The organism is Streptomyces tsukubensis (assembly GCF_003932715.1).
GTDB classification, from domain to species: Bacteria; Actinomycetota; Actinomycetes; order Streptomycetales; family Streptomycetaceae; genus Streptomyces; species Streptomyces tsukubensis.
Genome location: NZ_CP020700.1, coordinates 5314535 through 5328215, shown reverse-complemented (window position 1 = coordinate 5328215; position 13681 = coordinate 5314535). Strand labels below are relative to the sequence as shown.

Below are 13681 nucleotides of genomic sequence, written 5' to 3'. Positions count from 1 at the left end.
CAAGGAGAAGCGCGATGACCAAGCAGACCATCCTCGGCCGGGTCACCCAGTTGGCCAAGGCGAACATCAATGCCCTGCTCGACCAGGCCGAGGATCCCGAGAAGATGCTCGACCAGCTGATCAGGGATTACGCGAACAACATCAGCGACGCGGAGCAGGCGATCGCCGGCACGATCGGCAATCTGAGGCTGATGGAGCAGGACCACCAGGAGGATCTCGCGGCTGCGGCGCAGTGGGGCGAGAAGGCGCTGGCGGCGAGCAGGAAAGCGGACGAGCTGCGTACGTCGGGGCAGAGCCCCGAGGCGGACCGGTTCGACGAGCTGGCGAGGGTGGCCCTGCAGCGTCAGCTTCAGTCCGAGAAGGAGGCGAAGACCGCCGAACCGGTGATCGCCGCCCAGTCGGAGGTCGTGGAGAAGCTGAAGACCGGGCTCGACCAGATGAAGGGGAAGTTCTCGCAGCTTCAGGCGAAGCGCGACGAGCTGGTGGCCCGTTCCCGCACCGCGGATGCACAGAACCGGATGCTGGACGCGGTCAAGAGCATCGACGTTCTGGACCCGGCGAGCGAGCTGGGCCGGTTCGAGGACAAGGTCCGCCGCGAGGAGGCCCGGGCACTGGGCAAGCAGGAGTTGGCTGCCTCGTCCCTGGACTCCCAGTTCGAGCAGCTCGACGGTGTGGGCGATACGGCGGAAGTGGAGGCTCGGCTGGCCGCGCTGAAGGCCGCATCCTGAGGGTCGCCGGGCCGGTGGTCCGGCTCCTCGGGAGCCTCGGGTGTGCGGTGCCGCGCGGGTCAGTACATGCTCAGCAACTGCTCCACGGTGGGTTCGGCGGTCCCCTCTCCCGGAAGGGCGAGTTCGAACCAGACGGTCTTGCCCCGGGGGGTGCGGCGAGAGCCCCAGGCGGCGCTGAGCAGCCCGACGAGCTGGAGGCCGCGGCCGCCCTCGTCGGTGTCCCGGGCCCGGCGGCGGCGGGGCTGGACAAGTCCGCCGTCCCAGACCTCGCAGACCAGGGTGCGGTCGCGGAGCAGCCGGAGCCGGATCTCGCCCTCGCCGTAGCGCAGCGCGTTGGTGACCAGCTCGCTCACCAGCAGCTCCACGGTGTCCACCAGAGCGCCGAGACCCCAGGAGTGCAGTTGGTCGCGGGTCAGTTCGCGGGCACGGCCCACGGACCGGGGCTCGCGTGGCAGCTGCCAGTCGCCGACGGCGTCGGCGGGCAGGCCCTGGACCCGTGCCATGAGGAGGGCGATGTCGTCCTCGCCGTGGCGGGTGTCGAGCGTGTTCAGTACGTGGTCGCAGATGTCCTCCAGCGACCGCGGCAGCCCGGCGCGTACGGTCGGGGCCGTTGGTTCCGGCACGAGGCGCGGCGCGGCGGGCACGGCGGGTGCGGCGGGACGGCCCGGGCCCGGAGGGGCCGGCCTGCGGGAGGGCAGGGGGCGTACGACGGGCAGGGCGGGGCCGGGCATGCCCGGGGAGGCCGGACCGGAAGGGGTGGGAGGGCCAGTGGGACTGGTGTGGCTGCTGTGGCCCGTGAGGAGAGTGGGGCCGGTCAGGGCTGCGCGGAAGGCGGTCAGCCCTTCGTCGAGGTGGTGGTCGCGGGATTCGACGAGTCCGTCGGTGTAGAGCGCGAGGAGTGCGCCTTCGGGGAGTTCGACCTCGACCTCCTCGAAGGGTTCGCCGCCGACGCCGAGGGGCATCCCCGGCGGAACGTCGAGCAGCAGCGCCTCCTCGCCGGGTTCCACGAGGACGGGCGGCAGATGTCCGGCGTTGGCGAAGGTGCAACGTCGGGTGACGGGGTCGTAGACGGCGTAGACACAGGTCGCCAGATAGACCTCGGAGAGATCGGCCTCGCGGGATTTATGGGCCACTCGGGTGCCCTGCTGGGTGCCGCTGGGGCCGCCGAGTCCCCGGGCGATCTCGTCGAGGGCGGAGAGCACCTCTGCGGGTTCGAGGTCGAGCAGCGCCAGGGTGCGGACGGCGGTGCGCAGTTCGCCCATGGCGACGGCGGCGCGCAGCCCCCGGCCCATGACATCGCCGACGACGAGCGCCGTGCGGTGTCCGGGGAGCTCGATGACGTCGAACCAGTCGCCGCCGACCTCGGTGGCGGTGTTGCCCGGCAGATAGCGGCAGGCGATGTCGAGTCCGGCGGCTTCGGGGTCGCCCGGGGGGAGGAGGCTGCGCTGGAGGATGAGGGCCCGCTCGTGCTCGCGCCGGTAGAGGCGGGCGTTGTCGATGCAGACCGCGGCCCGGGCGGCGAGTTCGACGGCGAGGGCCCGGTCCCGTTCGCCGAAGGGTTCGCTGCCCTTGGTACGGGAGAACTGGACGAGCCCGACGACGGAATCGTGGGCCACCAGCGGCACGGCGAGGGTGGACCGGACGAGGCTGCCGTCCTTGCCGGGGATGTGCTGGACCCGGGCCGTGCGCAGGGCACCGGCGCAGGGCGAGTTCGCGCTGTAGCGGTGGACCTCGCCGACTTCGGTGGGGGTGTCACCGCGGGCACCGCAGCCCGGGGTCGTGATCAGCGGAGCGTCGGAGACCGCGCTGGCGAAGGCGACACGGCGCAGGGCGCCTCCCGAGCCGTCTGCCCCGGAGGCGTCCCAGGGGCCGGGGGCCTCGTCGTCCCCGCTGAGCAGAGATTGGTAGAGGTCGACGGAGGCGAGGTCGCAGAAGCCGGGGACGGCGACGCCGAGCAGTTCGCGCGCGGTGGTTTCCAGGTCGAGGGAGTTGCCGATGCGGACGCTCGCCTCGTTGAGCAGGGCGAGGTTGCGGCGGGCGCTGGCTGCTTCGCGGGCGGCTACATGGCGGCGGGTGACATCCGTGCCGATTCCGGCCACTCCGATGGTCCGGCCCGTTCCGCTGTGCACCCGGTAGAGGTTGATGGACCAGTGTCGGCGCTCGGGGCTGTGGGGCGGTGCGCCGACGAGCTGGAAGTCGATCACGGGCTCCCCGGTCCGGAGGACCCTGCGCAGTGACGCGGTCATCCGGTCGGCCTCGGGGCGGGAGAGGTAGTCGTGGACGGTACGGCCCCGGTGGTCGTCGGCGGTGCCGCCGAAGACGGTCGCGAAGCGCTGATTGGCGCGCTGTACGCGCAGATCGGTACCGAAGAGGAGGAAGCCGAAGGGTGATTGGCCGAATATCGCCTCGGTGGCGGCGAGGTCGGTCTCTATCCGGCGCAGTGCCCGGACGTCGACGACGATACAGAGCGCGGCCCGTTCCCCGGTCTCCGTCTCGCTGGGCATCACATAGACCTCGGCGAGGCCCTCGGCCCGGACGCTCCCGGGGGTACGGGGGCTGCCGGGGGTGCGGAAGGGCACCAGGCCCGTCCATTCCTTGCCGTCGAGTATCTCCTTGACCTGCCGGTGGCCGCGCGGGCGCAGTTCGGCCGGGAGGAAGACCTCTATCGGGTCCTTGCCGCGGACCTCGGACGCGGTGACACCGAAGAGGTCGACGGCGCGGCGGCTCCACTGGTCCACCAGCCCGTCGGGGCCTATCGAGAAGGAGGCAGCCCTGATGTAGTCGTATATCGAGCCAGGCGGGCTGCTCTGCCATACGACATCGCCCGTCGTCCCGGATATCTCGCTCACGCGACCGTCCCCTCCAGCTCACCGCACCGGACCGGCCATGACCGCAGTATTCAGCACTACGGCTCCGACGCACACGGCGTTCACGATCACAGCACGGTCTCGTTCATTTTGCGCCGTCCGAGCCGTGATCGTTGTCCCTTCACACTTTTAACCAGCAAGTGACAGCTCGAACCACACAGTCTTGCCTGTCAATCCGCGTCTGGTACCCCAGCGGCGGGCGGTTCCGGCGACGAGTTGCAACCCGCGTCCGGTCTCGTCGTCCGGTGCGGCGGTCCGCGCGACGGGCGGATCGGGCAGGGGGTCGGAGACCTCGACCCGGAGAGCGGGGGAGTTCTCACCCGGCTCACGGCAGACGAGGCGGACTCCGATGGGGCCGGAGGCGTAGCGCAGGGAGTTGGTGACCAGTTCACTGACCAGCAGTACGGTCACATCGCTGACGCCGTGATCCAGGCCCCAGTCGCGAAGGGTGTCCCGGACGGCGTGCCGTGCGGAGCGGACGGCGTCGGGCTCCGCCGGAAAGGTCCATTCGGCGCAGGCGCCGTCGATGTCGATCACGCCGCTCACTCCCGGACCCGCAGCAGATCCACGTCCCATTCGGGTGGCTAACCACCACATACCCGAATCCTGCCCGGAGATATCCCGTTTTGTGATGTTGGGGACTATTTATCAACTTATAGGAGCATTCTTGACGCGAACGGCTCAGTGACGACCGGTCGGACGCGAGGTATCGGGCGTCCCGGCGGCCGCGCCGGGGAACGGGTGTTCGCGCAGAAGGCGTACGGCCTCGGCGACTGCCGGGCGGTCCTGGTCCAGCCAGTCCACGTCATCGGTCTCGTCGGGGCCGAGCCATCGCAGTTCGTCGTGGTCCTCCAGTGGACGGGGTTCGCCGGACAGAAGTCTGGCGGTCCACACCCGCAGCACATACCCGCGCTTCAGCGGCCACTCGCCGGGAATGCGGGCCAGGGGTTCCGCCAGCACGCCCAGCTCCTCGCGCAATTCGCGCACCAGGGCGTCCTCGGGGCGCTCGCCCGGCTCCACCTTGCCTCCGGGCAGCTCCCAGCGCCCGGCGACCTCCTCGGGGGCGCTGCGGCGCGCGGCCAGCAGCCGCCCCCGGTCCAGCAGCGCTCCGGCGACCACGACACGATCACGATCCGTCATGGGCCGGAGCGTACCTCCGTCGGCCGTCAGAGCACGGAGCCCTCGGCCCGCTCCACCGAATAGAGCTGACGGTGCCCCTTGGCGTCGAGCTTGTCGACCATCTTCCGGGCCTCGTCCTCGGTGGCGTACCGTCCGACGCGGTAGCGATTGCCGTTGTCGTCCTGGCGTATGACGAGCCAGGAGAGCGCGGCGTTGCCGTCGCTCATCGCACCCCTCCCCCGATGGGTCCGCTGGACTGAGAAGTTCGAGAAGGTCCCCGGGAAACCGCATTATGCATATGCCGGAGCCTACGCCTGACCTTCACTCAGCGCATACGGATTTTCACAAAGAGATAGGAAAGAGGCTCGGTCGCACCGGGCCGCCGGACGCTGCGCCCAGGGCACGGCACCGCCCCCGTCCGTATCCCGCACGGTCCCCATGCCCGCTTCGCACTGCGGGTAACCGTGCCGGGCGCGGGCACCTCGGGCCGTATGAGGCAGGGGTGAACGCGACCGTCACCTTACGGGCAGGTGGTACGCGACCCGGAAACGATCCGCCGGTACGACAATATCCGCGGTTTCCACAGGGCGGCCCGACGCGTAGTAGGTCCGGGCCACCACCATGACGACATGACCCGGCACACCCCCCAGCGTCAGCAGTTCGTCGGCCAGCCCCGGCCGGGCGCCGACCTCCTCGCTCACGTTGTCGACGACGATGTCGATGGCGGCCATCCGCTCGACCACCCCGCAGCCGCCGAGCGGCCCCTCCTCCGGCAGCATGACGGGCGTCCGGCCGGTGACGTCGAGCGGCTCCCAGGAGGTGGAGAGCATCATCGCCTCCCCCTGCTCCCGGAAGACATAGCGGGTGCGCATCACCCGGGCGCCGACCGGAACCCCCAGCCGGGCCGCGATGTCGACGCTCGCCCCCTCCTGCTCACTGCGGGACTCCCAGGTTCCCTGGGCGCCGACGGCGGTCTGCTCCTGGCGGAAGGGGTTGGCACCGGAGGGCAGCCGGAAGCCGGAGCGGGAGATCCGGCGCGGCACGGGCCGCTCCCGTACATAGGTGCCCGAACCGGACCGCCCCTCGACCAGACCCTCCGCCATGAGCACTTTGCGCGCCTCCAGCGCGACGGTGTCGGAGACTCCGTACTCCTTCCGGATCCGGGCCTGGGAAGGGAGACGGGTATGCGGCGGCAGCGTGCCGTCGACGATCTTCCGGCGCAGGTCGCTCGCCACGCGAAGATAGGCCGGCTGCTCACCGATGGCCACGAACCACTCCCAACCACATCCGCACATATGGACAGACAGCGACAGACGGCAACAGCCTGACAACGGCGGGTTGTTGACCGCAACCAAGGGCCAAAGCTTCACCCTGGGCAAGGAATCAACGAGGAGAAGGAGGCCGATTTCCCTCTGTACCAGCGTTTCGCGGGAAACCATTGACCTTAATGGTCCAGACCAATAGCGTCCTGTGCTGCACGACGCCCGTTCACGGAAGAGCCCGGACAGGTGTGCGCCGCCGCGCGCCACCGGCTCCGGGACAACGCACAGGAATGAGCTCCCATGCGTCGAAGAAACCTTGTCCGGACGGCTGTTGCGGCCGCATCCCTCTCGCTTCTCGCAACGCTCGCACCCGCCGCTGTGGCGCATGGCGATCGCGACGATGACGACGACCGTCGTTCCTACAAGCGCATCGGATACTTCACCCAGTGGGGCATCTACGGCCGTGACTTCCAGGTCAAGGACCTGGACACCAGCGGTCAGGCAGCCAGGCTGACCCATATCAACTACGCCTTCGGGAACGTCAGCCCCGACGGCAAGTGCATGATCCAGGGGCCGGCGGGCGAGGCCGATCCGTGGGCCGACTACCAGCGCCCCGTGCCCGCGGCCGACTCGGTGGACGGTGTCACCGACGCCCCGGACCAGAAGCTGGCGGGCAACTTCAACGAGCTGAAGGAGCTCAAGGCCAAGCACCCCGGCCTCAAGGTGTTGATCTCCCTCGGCGGCTGGAGCTGGTCCACGCACTTCTCCAACGCGGTGCTCACGAAGGAGAAGCGCGAGGCGTTCGTCCGCTCGTGCATCGACATCTATGTCAAGGGCAATCTGCCGGTGGACGGCGCGCGCGGCGGGGCCGGGGCGGCCCAGGGCGTCTTCGACGGCATCGACCTCGACTGGGAGTGGCCCGGTTCGTCGGGCGAGGACGACACGATCTACCGCCCCGAGGACAAGAAGAACTTCACCGCGGTGGTGCGGGAGTTCCGCGAGCAGCTCGACGACTACGCCAAGAGCCAGCCGCGGCAGAAGGACGGCAAGCGGAAGCACTACGAGCTCTCCGCGTTCGTGCCGACCGCTCCCGCGAAGATCGACGCCGGCTTCGAGGTCCGCAAGCTGATGAAGGACTTCGACTTCGTCAATCTCCAGGGCTACGACTTCCATGTGTCCGGCGAGAAGACCACGGCCCAGCAGTCGGCGCTCTACGCCAAGAACGACTTCAGCGTCGACCAGACCGTGAACGACTGGCTGCGCCGCGGCGCGCCCGCCCACAAGCTCGTGGTCGGCATGCCCGCGTACGGCCAGGGCTGGACGGGTGTGCAGGGTGGCGGCGACGGCATGGGGCAGCCCGCCGAGAAGCCCGCCCCGGCCAAGTTCCAGGCGGGCTTCGAGGACTACAAGGAGCTGAAGAAGCTGGCCGAGTCCGGCCAGTACAAGGTCTACCGGAAGTACGGCCAGGCGTGGCTCTTCGACGGCAACACCCTGTGGACGTACGACGACCCCACGGTGCTGCGGGCCAAGACCCAGTACATCCGTGACAAGGGCCTGGGCGGCGCGATGTTCTGGTCCCTCGACGGGGACACCGCGGACGGCGAGCTGATGCGGACGGTCGCCCGAGGGCTGCCGCGCCGCTGACGGACGGGGCGCGGACCGGGCAGGGGCCGGGAAGCGTCCTTGGAGGAGACCGGTGTCCGGGGGCTGTCGGTGGCTCTCGGTACCGGTCTCCTCCCCTTTTCCCGTCCGGCTCTCCGGTGGTCCGGCCCGGGGTTCCGGCCCGGCACCGCACAGCTGAACGGCCTCATGGACACAGGTGCCCCCGTTTCCGGCGGAAACGGGGGCACCTGTGTCCAGCGGGAGCGGGGATCCCTTACGGAGCGCGGTGGCACGGCAGACCGGGTTCAGGGTGCGAGGGCCCGGACCCACGGCTGTGCGGGAGCCCCGGGCAGCCGTCCCGGCGCGGCCGCCGCGGAACCGGGCATACAGGGGGTGCGACCGGGTCCGCCGGTATGTCCGTCAGGCCCGCTCCTCGTCCTGGACGGGCTCCGCCGTCGACAGCTTCAGCCCCTGGCGGATGGTCTTCTCGGTCTTCACGTTCAAAACGGCTTCCGCCTCGAACACGTGCTCCCAGAAGGTGTCCTCGTCCTTCGCCGTCGCGGCCTTGCTCCAGGCGGCACGCGCCTTGTCGATCTCCCCGGCCCGCTTCTCCACGGCGGCTGCCACCACCCCCGGCCAGGTGCGGCCGCGCAGCGCCGCGGATGCCTCGCCCATGGCGGACGAGGTCACCTTGGCCCAGGCGAGATGTCCGGCGACGGCCTGCGGGAAGTCCTTCTCGGGCTCCTCGTAAGCGGCCTTCAGCAGCTTGTTCTCGGCCGTCAGATAGCCGGCCTGGTCCGTGTTGAGGTTGCCGGCGTCCCGCCGGATGGACCCGGACGTCTTCCGGCCGCCCTCGGTGGCGTAGCCGCAGCTGACCCGGCGGTCACCGGTGCTCCAGCTCTCCTTGGTCGGGATGTAGTAGTAGCCGCTCATGGTGGCCGGGATCGCCCAGGCGTCCATCGCATACGCGGTGTCGATATCGTCGCAGCGGCGCTCGGCGATGGGTTCGAGGACGCTCTCCCCCGGGAACTTCCCAAAGCCGGTGATCTTGAAGCCGCCGGTGATCTCGGCCTCGTGCGGCTTCGCGCAGTCGACGACCTGAATCTCCGACACCTCCGTGCCGTCGCTGGTCCCTCCGCCGGGGAGGTTGTAGCAGTCGCCCTTCCGCAGGTCTCCGACCGTCTGGTAGGACGCCGCCTCGTCGGCTGCCTCCTCGACCTCCTTCCAGAAGTCGCTCGCGGCACCGGTGGCGAAGAACAGCGCGATGAGAAGGGTGGAGACGGCGGAGAGCGCGATGCCCGTGATCGCCATGCCCTTGCCGCGCTGGCCTCTGCGCCTGATCTGCCGTAGCGCGACCACGCCGAGGATCATGCCCAGCGGAGGCATGCAGCAGACGATGCCGGAGACGAGCGACGCGATGGAGAAGCCGTTGGTCGTCGGCGGCGCGGGCGGCGCAGGGTAGCCGGGGAACTGCTGGTACGGGTGGTACGCGGGGTGCTGAGCGCTCTGCGCCGGGTACGGCTGCCCGAACGGGGCGAACGGCCCGGGCTGCGCCGGCTGTCCCTGCGGCCCGGGCTGGGTCGGTTGCCCGGGCTGCGTCGGCTGTTCGGCGGGCCCCGGCTGCTGCACCTGACCGGGCCCGGCCGGCTCCGCGTTCCCGGACGGCTCGGAGGGCCCCGCAGCACGATCGGTCCGCTCCCGCCCGAACGGGCCGGGCCGGGCGAAGGGGTCCTCGGCCGCGGCCGGTTCACCGGACCGGTCGGACGCCTGCCCGTGACCCGACCCCGGCCCCGGCCCCGGCCCCGGCTCCGGGGTCCGGTCGCCCGGCTGTCGCTCCGGTCCTGGCTGCTGCTGCGATGGGTCCACGGAAGTACTGCTCTCCTCGTCAGGGGTGCGCGCCGGACCCGTTCGGTTTCCGGCACGGGCCAGGACCGGTGGGTGCGGGAATCGAGCGCGGGAGTCTGAAATCGTACAAACATCCCGGGGTTGTTGATACAGCGGGGCGTGCTGGGAGCAGGCCGGGCACGATTCCCTTACGGCCCGGGTACGGCAACGGGCCTACCGCTCGCGTGGCGCGCCGTCCCGTCCTCACGGAGGATCCTGTGCATGAACCGCCCCCGCCCGAAGACCACCGTGGTCAATCTGAAGGGCCACCGCGACGACCCGGAGTACGCGGACGTCGTCTATGTGGGCCGCCCCATGAACCGCGGCGGCTGGCATCTTCCGGGCTCACCCCTCGCGAGCCCCTACCGTCCCGGCCCCGACGGCACCCGCGAGGAGGTGATGACCGCCTACCGCACCCATCTCCTCTCCCGCCCGGACCTCCTCGCCCTCCTCCCACCCCTGCGGGGCCACCGCCTCGGCTGCTGGTGCGTCCCCGAGAAGTGCCATGCGGAGGTCATCGCGGAGTTGGCCGACGCGGGGTACGGCGGAACGCCGCGGGACCCCTCGGGCTGACGCAGGGGACCAAGGCATGGCGGCCCAATCAACGCGAGCCATCCAACCCACGCCATGTGTACACATGGGACACTCGGTACACTTGAGCCATGACACAGCCGCTGCCCATAGAGTCCATCCGTGACGTGCGTGCACATTTGGCGGAGGTCGTGGAGCGCGCGGACCGGGACGATGTGCCCACCGTGATCACCCGACGCGGCAAGCAGGTCGCCGCCGTCGTCTCCATCGAGGTGCTGCGCAAATACCAGGAGTGGGAAGAGCGCGAGATCAACCGGATCATCGACGAGCGCATGGCCAACCCGGCTCCCGGCATCCCGATCGAGGACATCATGAGGGAGACGCTGGCCCGCGGTGAGTGAGTACCGAACCGTCTTCTGCCCCGAAGCGCAGGCCGAACTCCGGAAGATCCCCCGCGATATGGCGCTGCGCATCCTGGCCAAGCTGACCGAACTGGAGGCCGATCCACTCGGCTTCAGCACCACCGCGCTCGTGTCCCAGCCGGACCGCCGACGCCTGCGGATGGGCGACTACCGCGTCGTCTACACGATCGACAATGGAGAGTTGGTGGTTTGGTTCGTTCATGTGGGACATCGGTCCACCGTCTACGACACCTGATGGCCACTGAACACCACGCAGCGGCAACCAGTACCCGTCCGGCACGGTGACGACGAAGAGGCCGGACTCGACAGAGTCCGACCCCTTACGACCTGCACGTTCGACTCAAGACATGGTGTGCAGTAGGCGAACGACTACACGTTGAAGCGGAACTCCACGACGTCGCCGTCCTGCATCACGTACTCCTTGCCCTCCATACGGGCCTTGCCCTTGGCGCGGGCCTCGGCGACCGAGCCCGTTTCGACGAGGTCGGCGAAGGAGATGACCTCGGCCTTGATGAAGCCCTTCTGGAAGTCGGTGTGGATGACTCCGGCGGCCTCGGGGGCGGTGGCGCCCTTCTTGATGGTCCAGGCGCGGGACTCCTTGGGGCCTGCCGTCAGATAGGTCTGGAGGCCCAGGGTGTCGAAGCCGACGCGGCCGAGGGTGGCGAGGCCGGGCTCCTCCTGGCCCATGGACTGGAGGAGTTCGAGGGCCTCGTCGTCGTCGAGTTCGATCAGCTCGGACTCGATCTTGGCGTTGAGGAAGATCGCCTCGGCGGGGGCGACCAGCGCGCGCTGCTCGTTCTTGAAGTCCTCGTCGACCAGCTCGTCCTCGTCGACGTTGAAGACGTAGAGGAAGGGCTTGGTTGTCAGCAGGTGCAGCTCGTGGAGGAGGTCGCCCTGCTCGGTGCCCTTGGTGATGCCCGCGGAGAACAGGGTCCGGCCCTCTTCGAGGATCTTCTGCGCCGACTCGACGGCGGCGAGGACCGCGGCCTTCTCCTTCTGGAGGCGGGCCTCCTTCGTCAGCCGGGGCACCGCCTTCTCGACGGACTGGAGGTCGGCCAGGATCAGCTCGGTGTTGATCGTCTCGATATCGTCCGCGGGCGAGACCTTGCCGTCGACATGGACGACGTTCTCGTCCTTGAAGGCCCGGATGACCTGGCAGATCGCATCGGACTCACGGATGTTCGCCAGGAACTTGTTGCCCAGGCCCTCGCCTTCGCTCGCGCCCCGGACGATGCCCGCGATGTCGACGAAGTCGACCGTCGCGGGGAGGACGCGCTGGGAGCCGAAGATCTCCGCCAGCTTGGCGAGCCGGGCGTCCGGGACCCCGACCACACCGACGTTCGGCTCGATGGTGGCGAACGGGTAGTTGGCCGCCAGCACGTCGTTCTTGGTCAGGGCGTTGAACAGGGTCGACTTGCCGACATTCGGCAGACCGACGATTCCGATCGTGAGCGACACGGTGACGACTTCCTGGGTGGGTGAGCGGGAGGGGCCGGCCGAGGTCGTGCTCCGGGTACGGCTGATCCCCCAGTCTACGGTCCGGCCGATCCGTGCCGTGACGAGCCCGCGGCGGGTACGCGGCGGGTACGGGGCGGGCCCCGGCCCCGGTCCGGGCAGGCCCCCGGGCCCACCGCCGGGCCGACCGCGGACCCGGGCGCCGAAGGGCAGCGGACCGGCTCCGGGGGTCTCCGGGACGGCGCGCGAGCCGGAGACGGGGACAGGGGTGGTCGGGGATATACCTTCTGGGGCGGCTGGTGGAGTCGAACTCTTCGCCAAGGTCACCCAAAGGGCGTGTCCTGTGCCGACTTCCTCCCCACTCCCGACCTACGTTGTTCGGGTGGAGCAGCCAAGGACGAGTCACCCCCAGCGCCGCCAGCGGCCGCAGGCACCCCCTTCCCAGGGTCCGCTCTCCCCGCAGAGCGCCCTCGCCGACCGTCCCGTCCTGTACGGAGTACGGCCCGCGCCCCCGGCGCGCCCCGCGCCGCCGTTCGCCCAGCTGCTGCGCAGACTGCCCGCGCCCCGCCTCACGGGGCTGGGCGCCGGGCTCTTCGCGCTGGTCGCCATGGTGCTGATCGGGTCCGTCGACCGGCTGCTGTTCGACGGGTCCGCCGTGGTCTACGGGGTGCTCTTCCTGCCCGTCTGCGCCCTGACCGCGCTCTGGGTCCGCGAGGCCGATCTGGTGACCGCCCCGATCGGCGTGCCGATCGCCTTCGCCGCGGGCATCGTCCCCATCGCGGGCGGCGAGGGCGGGATCGGCGGCCAGGTGATGGCCGTGGTGACCGCCCTGGCGGTGCACGCGGGCTGGCTGTACGGCGGCACCCTGGTCGCGGGCGTCATCACCTCCGTACGCAAGGTGCGGCAGATGAGCCGCCGCAAGCGCCGGATCCGTGCGGCTGCCGGGGCGGCGGCCGGGGCACCCCCGGCCGGCCGCCGGTAGCGGACGGAGGACGGGCGACGGAAGGTCCGGGCAGGGCCCGGTGCGTCAGCGAGTGGCCGAAGCCGTCGCCGAGCAGGCCATCGCCGCGCCCACGATTCCCGCGTTGTTCTGGAGCTGCGCGGGGACGATCTCCGCCCGTACGCCTTCGATCAGCGGCAGGAACTTCTCCGCCTTCCGGCTGACCCCGCCCCCGATGATGAACAGCCCGGGCGAGAACAGCATCTCCACATGGGCCAGATACTTCTGGACCCGGCGTGCCCAGTGCGGCCAGGTGAGATCCTCGTCCTCCTTGGCCTTGGTGGAGGCATGGGTCTCGGCGTCCCTGCCGTGCAGCTCCAGATGGCCCAGCTCGGTATTGGGCACCAGCCGTCCGTCGACGAAGAGGGCCGAGCCGATCCCCGTACCGAAGGTCAGCATCATCACCGTGCCGTTCCGGCCCTTGCCCGCGCCGAAGGTCATCTCGGCGACCCCGGCGGCATCGGCGTCGTTGAGCACGGTGACCGCGCTGCCGCCGAGCCGGGAGCCGAGCAGCGCGGCCGCGTCCGTACCGATCCAGCCCTTGTCGACATTGGCGGCGGTACGGGTGATCCCGCCGGTGACCACACCGGGGAAGGTGATCCCGACCGGTCCCGTCCAGCCGAAGTGCCGCACCACCTCGGCGACGCCGTCCGCGACCGCGTCGGGCGTCGCCGGATGCGGGGTCAGTACCTTGTAGCGCTCCTGCGTCAGGTCCCCGCGGTCGAGGTCGACGGGCGCGCCCTTGATGCCGGATCCACCGATGTCCACTCCGAAGACGTTCATGGGGACCACGTTACGGGCAGTGGCGGTA

Annotated in this window: 14 protein-coding genes; 6 read left to right on the top strand and 8 right to left on the bottom strand. The window is 70.0% G+C overall.

The genetic code is table 11. The annotated features are described in order from the left end of the window. Positions 1-14 precede the first annotated feature (14 nt). Positions 15-728: a PspA/IM30 family protein gene (locus B7R87_RS22130; protein ID WP_006346836.1), complete on the top strand. Its 714-nt coding sequence runs from the start codon at positions 15-17 to the stop codon at positions 726-728. Between the two features lie 59 nt (positions 729-787). Here the strand turns inward: B7R87_RS22130 and B7R87_RS22125 are convergent, their stop codons facing one another. From B7R87_RS22125 to B7R87_RS22105, 5 genes are all read right to left on the bottom strand, one after another. Beyond that, positions 788-3577, bottom strand: coding sequence for a SpoIIE family protein phosphatase (locus tag B7R87_RS22125; protein WP_233168903.1), 2790 nt, complete (start codon positions 3575-3577; stop codon positions 788-790). 147 nt (positions 3578-3724) lie between these two features. Then, a complete protein-coding gene (locus B7R87_RS22120; RefSeq protein ID WP_006346838.1) occupies positions 3725-4141 on the bottom strand; it encodes an ATP-binding protein in 417 nt (138 codons plus the stop codon). A gap of 135 nt (positions 4142-4276) precedes the next feature. Next, the gene (locus B7R87_RS22115) at positions 4277-4735 is read right to left on the bottom strand and encodes a (deoxy)nucleoside triphosphate pyrophosphohydrolase (RefSeq protein WP_040914460.1); all 459 of its coding nucleotides are present in this window, start codon (positions 4733-4735) and stop codon (positions 4277-4279) included. A gap of 26 nt (positions 4736-4761) precedes the next feature. Beyond that, positions 4762-4941, bottom strand: a complete 180-nt coding sequence (locus tag B7R87_RS22110; protein ID WP_006346840.1) for an SPOR domain-containing protein — start codon at positions 4939-4941, stop codon at positions 4762-4764. A gap of 288 nt (positions 4942-5229) precedes the next feature. Beyond that, positions 5230-5982, bottom strand: a complete 753-nt coding sequence (locus B7R87_RS22105; RefSeq protein WP_006346841.1) for a GntR family transcriptional regulator — start codon at positions 5980-5982, stop codon at positions 5230-5232. Positions 5983-6276: 294 nt separating this feature from the next. Between B7R87_RS22105 and B7R87_RS22100 the strand changes: the two genes are divergently transcribed. Then, positions 6277-7620 (top strand): glycoside hydrolase family 18 protein, encoded by a 1344-nt coding sequence (locus B7R87_RS22100; RefSeq protein WP_040914462.1) that lies wholly within the window; start codon positions 6277-6279, stop codon positions 7618-7620. A 378-nt stretch (positions 7621-7998) separates the two neighbouring features. On the opposite strand, the gene B7R87_RS22095 is transcribed toward B7R87_RS22100, so the two are convergent. Next, a complete protein-coding gene (locus tag B7R87_RS22095) occupies positions 7999-9444 on the bottom strand; it encodes a DUF4190 domain-containing protein (protein WP_130584856.1) in 1446 nt (481 codons plus the stop codon). A 240-nt stretch (positions 9445-9684) separates the two neighbouring features. Between B7R87_RS22095 and B7R87_RS22090 the strand changes: the two genes are divergently transcribed. The 3 genes from B7R87_RS22090 to B7R87_RS22080 all read left to right on the top strand — a co-directional run bounded on the left by B7R87_RS22090 (position 9685) and on the right by B7R87_RS22080 (position 10650). Continuing rightward, entirely contained in the window at positions 9685-10035 is a 351-nt protein-coding gene (locus B7R87_RS22090) for a DUF4326 domain-containing protein (protein ID WP_006346845.1), read from the top strand. Positions 10036-10124: 89 nt separating this feature from the next. Then, positions 10125-10394, top strand: coding sequence for a type II toxin-antitoxin system Phd/YefM family antitoxin (locus B7R87_RS22085; protein ID WP_030744248.1), 270 nt, complete (start codon positions 10125-10127; stop codon positions 10392-10394). Beyond that, entirely contained in the window at positions 10387-10650 is a 264-nt protein-coding gene (locus tag B7R87_RS22080; protein ID WP_006346847.1) for a type II toxin-antitoxin system RelE family toxin, read from the top strand. Before B7R87_RS22085 ends, B7R87_RS22080 begins: the two co-directional genes overlap by 8 nt. A 134-nt stretch (positions 10651-10784) precedes the next feature. Here the strand turns inward: B7R87_RS22080 and ychF are convergent, their stop codons facing one another. Continuing rightward, positions 10785-11873 carry a redox-regulated ATPase YchF gene (gene ychF, locus B7R87_RS22075; RefSeq protein WP_006346848.1) on the bottom strand — a complete coding sequence of 363 codons (1089 nt, stop codon included), beginning with the start codon at positions 11871-11873 and terminating at the stop codon, positions 10785-10787. Positions 11874-12252: 379 nt separating this feature from the next. Between ychF and B7R87_RS22070 the strand changes: the two genes are divergently transcribed. Then, positions 12253-12852: a DUF6542 domain-containing protein gene (locus tag B7R87_RS22070; protein ID WP_006346849.1), complete on the top strand. Its 600-nt coding sequence runs from the start codon at positions 12253-12255 to the stop codon at positions 12850-12852. A 45-nt stretch (positions 12853-12897) separates the two neighbouring features. Here B7R87_RS22070 and ppgK read toward each other — a convergent pair whose 3' ends face one another. Then, complete coding sequence (gene ppgK, locus B7R87_RS22065) at positions 12898-13653, bottom strand: polyphosphate--glucose phosphotransferase (RefSeq protein WP_040914468.1); 756 nt, start codon at positions 13651-13653, stop codon at positions 12898-12900. Between the last annotated feature and the right edge of the window lie 28 nt (positions 13654-13681).